Origin of the sequence: Streptomyces milbemycinicus, from assembly GCF_002154605.1 — a bacterium.
Lineage (GTDB): Bacteria > Actinomycetota > Actinomycetes > Streptomycetales > Streptomycetaceae > Streptomyces > Streptomyces milbemycinicus.
Genome location: NZ_MUNE01000715.1, coordinates 1 through 3,480 on the forward strand (window position 1 = coordinate 1; position 3,480 = coordinate 3,480).

Below are 3,480 nucleotides of genomic sequence, written 5' to 3' on the forward strand. Positions count from 1 at the left end.
TCCGCCACCTCCTCCGCCACCCCCGTCCGACCCTTCCGACCCTTCCGGCCCTTCTGTCCCCTCTGACCCTTCCGGCCCGGTGACCGCCGACCCGACCTCGACCGTCGACGACGTGACCGAGAGCGCTGGTGACGTGGCCGGTGACAGCACCGCTGACGTCGCTGGTGACGCCGTCGGCGGTGTGGCGGACGACGCCACCGGCTCGGCCCGCTGAGGATCCGGAACCCGGGTGTGACGTTTTTTTCGGCGGTGACGCTGTAAGAAACGGGCCGACTGGTCATCGGCCGGCGCGCGGGAGCCGAGGTTCCCCCCGTACCGACGGCTCCGCGCATATGGCGCGGGCAGGGCACGTTCCCCCGGCCCTGCCCGCGCCCTTCTCTTTGGGCCTGCTTGCGGCTCTTTGGGCCTACTTGCGGCCTACTTGTAGACCACGACCTTGTCACCCGTCCGGACCTGGTCGAAGAGCTTTGCGATCTTGGCCTTGTCCCGTACGTTGACGCAGCCGTGCGAGGCGCCGCTGTAGCCGCGGGCGGCGAAGTCCGCCGAGTAGTGCACCGCCTGGCCGCCGCTGAAGAACATCGCGTACGGCATGGGGGTGTGGTAGATCGTCGAGACGTGGTCGCGGCTCTTGAAGTCGACCTGGAACAGCCCTTCCCGCGTCGGCGTGTACTGCGAGCCGAACCGCACATCCATCGCCGAGACGACCTTGCCGTTCACCATCCAGGCCAGCGTCCGGCTCGTCTTGCTGATGCACAGCGCCCGCCCGGTCATACAGCGCGGATCGGGCTTGGCGAGCGGGTTGGTGGTCGGCGGGTACAACTCGTCGCGCGTGGGCCGTTTGGTGGCCGTGCGCAGCGAGTTCCAGGTGCGGCGGTCGACCGAACCGGTGGCCGACAGGCCGTGGCCGCGCTGATAGGCCAGCACCGAGGAGCGGGTGACCGTGCCGTAGTAGCCGGTCGGGTTGCGGCCGAAGAGACCGAGCGCGCGCAGCCGCGCCTGTAACTCGCGCACCCGCTCACTGCTCGTCCCGAAGGCGATCACGGCGGCGGGCGCCGGTGGGGCGGTCCGCCGCGGTGGCACGGCCCGGTGCGTGGGACGTGGCTTGTGCGTCGGCTTGTGCCAGGTCCTGTGCGGCCGTGGCTTCGCCGGTGCCGCGTGGGCGGGCGCGCTGTGGCTCGTACGCACCTCCGGTCTCGCGCGGGCATGCCCGGCGTCGGCCATGTCCTGCTGTTTGCACCCTGTGACCAGCGTCGCCACCGCAGCCGTGGCGAGCGCCGTACCAGCCATCGATATCCGGTGCATCCTCCCCAACCCCCCAGTCCCGTCTCTGCCCCGGTCGTGTGTTCGCAGTTCGCTGTCGCTATCCGTCTTCCATGCTTCCCGGGGCTGCCGCCCGGCGAACATCGGCGCATGCTGTGAGGAGCACCACGGCCCCCGGACCAGCAGGAGGCGTGACCCATGGCGCGCGATTCGGAGTCGGGCTTCCCCATCGAGCCGGTGTACGGGCCCGAGGCGCTTGCCGGCCGGGACCCTGAGGAGACGCTGGGCGAGCCGGGCGTATACCCCTACACGCGCGGGGTCTATCCCTCCATGTACACCGGCCGCCCCTGGACGATGCGCCAATACGCGGGCTTCGGCACCGCCGCCGAGTCCAATGCCCGCTACCGCCGGCTCATCGAGCACGGCACGACGGGTCTGTCCGTCGCCTTCGACCTGCCCACCCAGATGGGCTATGACTCCGACGCCCCGCTCGCGCACGGCGAGGCCGGCAAGGTCGGTGTCGCCATCGACTCGATCGAGGACATGCGCACGCTGTTCGCCGGCATCCCGCTGGACCGCGTCTCGACCTCCATGACCATCAACGCCCCCGCGGCCCTGCTGCTCCTGCTCTACCAACTCATCGGCGAGGAGCAGGGCGTGGCGGCCCGGAACCTGACCGGGACCATCCAGAACGACGTGCTCAAGGAGTACATCGCGCGCGGCACGTACATCTTTCCGCCCGGCCCCTCGCTGCGGCTCGTCGCGGACGTCTTCAAGTACTGCCGGGCCGAGATCCCCCGGTGGAACACCATCTCCATCTCCGGCTACCACATGGCCGAGGCGGGCGCCTCGCCCGCGCAGGAGATCGCCTTCACGCTGGCCGACGGCATCGAGTACGTCCGTACGGCCCTCGCCGCGGGCATGGCGGTCGACGACTTCGCCCCCCGCCTGTCCTTCTTCTTCGTCTCCCGTACGACGCTCCTCGAAGAGGCCGCCAAATTCCGGGCGGCGCGCAGGATCTGGGCACGGGTCATGCGCGAGGAGTTCGGTGCCCGCGACCCGAGGTCGCAGATGCTGCGCTTCCACACCCAGACGGCCGGCGTCCAGCTCACCGCCCAGCAGCCCGAGGTGAATCTGGTGCGGGTCGCGGTCCAGGGGCTCGCCGCGGTCCTCGGCGGCACCCAGTCCCTGCACACCAACGCCTTCGACGAGGCCATCGCGCTGCCGACCGACAAGTCCGCCCGCCTCGCGCTGCGCACCCAGCAGGTGCTGGCGCTCGAGACGGATGTGACCGCCACGGTCGACCCGCTCGCTGGTTCGTACGCCGTCGAGTCGCTGACCGACGCCGTCGAAGCCGCCGCCCTCGATCTGCTGCGGCGGGTCGAGGACCTGGGCGGTGCCGTGGCCGCGATCGAACAGGGCTTCCAGAAGGGGGAGATCGAGCGCAACGCCTACCGCATCGCCCAGGAGACCGACGCGGGCGATCGGGTGGTCGTCGGCGTGAACCGCTTCCGGCTGGAGGAGGAAGAGCCGTACGAGCCGCTGCGGGTGGACCCGGCCATCGAGGAACAGCAGAGGGACCGCCTGGCGAAGCTGCGCGCGGAGCGCGACCGTACGGCGGTGAGCGCGGCGCTGTCCGCGCTCAAGGGGGCCGCCGAGAGCGAGGCGGGGGCGGCGAACGTCCTCTACCCGATGAAGGACGCGCTCGCCGCCCGCGCGACGCTGGGGGAGGTCTGCGATGCGCTGCGGGACGTATGGGGTACGTATGTCCCCGCCGATGCCTTCTGACCGGGGCGCGGATTCTGGTCTACTTTCAGGACCGACTTGGGCCACAGGATTTGAGAACCGCGGGGGGCGGGCCGAGATGAGGACCGGATGGGTGCGGGCGCGGGGCGTTGCGGTGGCGGGGCTGCTGCTGACGGCGTCGGCGGCGACGGGGTGCGACGACGGCGGCAGTGACGGCGCGGGTGAGAGGGGCGGCGCCATCGGTGGGGCCTTCGACCCGCCGAAGAAGGCCCCGTCGGCGCCCGAGGCGCCCGGGGGCGGAGGCGGCGAGGGCGGCAGCGCCGCGGGTGGCGTGGTGAGCGGGCCGCCGGTGAAGTTCCTCCCGGTCGAGCGGGAGGAGCCCGGGCCCTGCCCGAGCGGCGCCGCCGACGCGTACACGGACACGCCGACGGGCAAGACGGGCGAGACGAGCGGGACGGCGTCGGGCGGGGCGAC

Annotated in this window: 2 protein-coding genes and 1 pseudogene; 2 read left to right on the forward strand and 1 reads right to left on the reverse strand. The window is 71.5% G+C overall.

Features of this window, described 5'->3' with window-relative positions; translation table 11 throughout:
- Positions 1-417: 417 nt before the first annotated feature.
- Complete coding sequence (locus tag CCN51_RS43830; protein ID WP_043487049.1) at positions 418-1,287, reverse strand: L,D-transpeptidase family protein; 870 nt, start codon at positions 1,285-1,287, stop codon at positions 418-420.
- A 171-nt stretch (positions 1,288-1,458) separates the two neighbouring features.
- Between CCN51_RS43830 and CCN51_RS43835 the strand changes: the two genes are divergently transcribed.
- Positions 1,459-3,048 (forward strand): acyl-CoA mutase large subunit family protein, encoded by a 1,590-nt coding sequence (locus CCN51_RS43835; RefSeq protein ID WP_014177290.1) that lies wholly within the window; start codon positions 1,459-1,461, stop codon positions 3,046-3,048.
- Positions 3,049-3,124: 76 nt separating this feature from the next.
- Positions 3,125-3,480, forward strand: a pseudogene (locus CCN51_RS43840) (hypothetical protein); the annotation flags it as partial.

Excerpts from the sequence above, each read along its gene's own strand:
- CCN51_RS43830 (WP_043487049.1), bottom strand. The coding sequence starts at position 1,287 with ATGGCTGGTACGGCGCTCGCCACGGCTGCGGTGGCGACGCTGGTCACA.
- CCN51_RS43835 (WP_014177290.1), top strand. The coding sequence starts at position 1,459 with ATGGCGCGCGATTCGGAGTCGGGCTTCCCCATCGAGCCGGTGTACGGG.